This window comes from Arthrobacter sp. 9V (genome assembly GCF_902506065.1).
Lineage (GTDB): Bacteria > Actinomycetota > Actinomycetes > Actinomycetales > Micrococcaceae > Arthrobacter.
The window spans coordinates 1-1,296 of sequence record NZ_LR732943.1; the positions used below are offsets into that span (position 1 = coordinate 1).

General features: G+C 73.4%; 2 protein-coding genes and 1 pseudogene. All 3 read right to left on the bottom strand.

The window, feature by feature from the left end; genetic code table 11:
- Positions 1–119, bottom strand: a pseudogene (locus BACI9J_RS22580) (tRNA (adenosine(37)-N6)-threonylcarbamoyltransferase complex transferase subunit TsaD); the annotation flags it as partial.
- On the bottom strand, positions 106–651 hold the full coding sequence (rimI, locus tag BACI9J_RS22585; protein ID WP_156155277.1) for a ribosomal protein S18-alanine N-acetyltransferase: 546 nt from the start codon (positions 649–651) through the stop codon (positions 106–108). The gene rimI and the pseudogene BACI9J_RS22580, both read right to left, overlap by 14 nt.
- The coding region (gene tsaB / locus BACI9J_RS22590) for a tRNA (adenosine(37)-N6)-threonylcarbamoyltransferase complex dimerization subunit type 1 TsaB (RefSeq protein WP_328699827.1) at positions 648–1,296 on the bottom strand (649 nt) is incomplete at its 5' end. The genes tsaB and rimI, both read right to left, overlap by 4 nt.

The window sequence follows — 1,296 nt, forward strand, 5'->3', positions numbered from 1 at the left end:
TGCTCGTCCATGCTCGAGGCGATCACGTTCGCCAGCAGGGTGTTCCCCCGCACGATCCCCACGCCCGTCTCGTCGCAGCTCGTCTCGATGCCGAGCACCAGTGGTTCAGTCGCGCTCACCGAGGGCCTCCTGTCCGATGGGTCCGACGTCCGACGACGGTTCCGCGTCCGGGCCGGGCAGTTCCGCCCGCATCACCCACGCGTCGACGCCGTCCGGTTGGTAGTAGCGGGGCCGGGTCGCGATGTGCTCGAACCGGAACGCCGTGTACATCGCCTGCGCCACGGGGTTGTCAGCCCGCACCTCGAGGAACACCTCGCGCACACCGCGGCGCCGCGCCTCGTCGAGCAGTTCCGTGAACAGGACCCGTCCGAGCCCCTTGCCGCGCTGATCGGCGGCGACCGCGATGGTCTGCACGTCGGCCACCGGGTTGCCCGCCAGGGACGAGAGTCCGGCGTACCCGACGACCATCGGCGCTGCGGTGTCGTCGACGGTCTCGATCACGACGTAGTACCCGTGCGGTGAGTACAGCTCGCCCGACATCTGCGACGCCGACCAGGCGTCCGACGGGAACGAGACGTGCTCGAGCCACATGATGTCGTCGAGGTCCTGCGGGTGGGCTCGGCGCAGGCGGAGCCCGTCCGGCAGGGTCACTGCTTCACCCGTTTCGGCGCACCGGGCACCGTGACGTCGGGGTCACGCAGGTACAGGGGGGTGTCCTGGTCGAACGCCGCGCCGGACGCGAGTCGGTCCGCGGCGATCGCGCCGAGCCTCCAGGCCGGGATGGACGTGACGGTCACGCGGTCCCAGCCCACGGCTGCGGGCCGGGAGGCGCGGATCGCGTCGTCGAGATCGGCGGGCTTGGCGAGTCCGGGGCCGGCCACGCGGACGCCGTCGGCGTCGTAGGCGCTCCAGTAGACCTCGCGGCGGCGGGCGTCCGTGAGGACGACGAAGGGGCCGGCGAGGCCGGCGGCGCGCTGGTCGAGGGCGACGGCATCGTGGCTGACGAGCGGCAGGACGGGGACGCCGCGGGCTGCGGCGAAGGTGCGGGCGGCGGCGATGCCGACGCGCAGGCCGGTGAAGGGGCCCGGGCCCATGCCGGCGACGACACCGGTGACGTCGGCGCCGGTGATGCCCGCCTCGGCGAGGGTGTCGGCGAGGAACGGGCCGATCACCTCGGCGTGCCGGCGGCTGTCCTCGGTGTCGCGGGTCGCGAGGGCCTGGCCGGTGGCCGGGTCGACGACGGCGACGGAGGTCCCGGCGGAGGTGTCGATCGCGAGCAGCACCCGTCCATCGTAG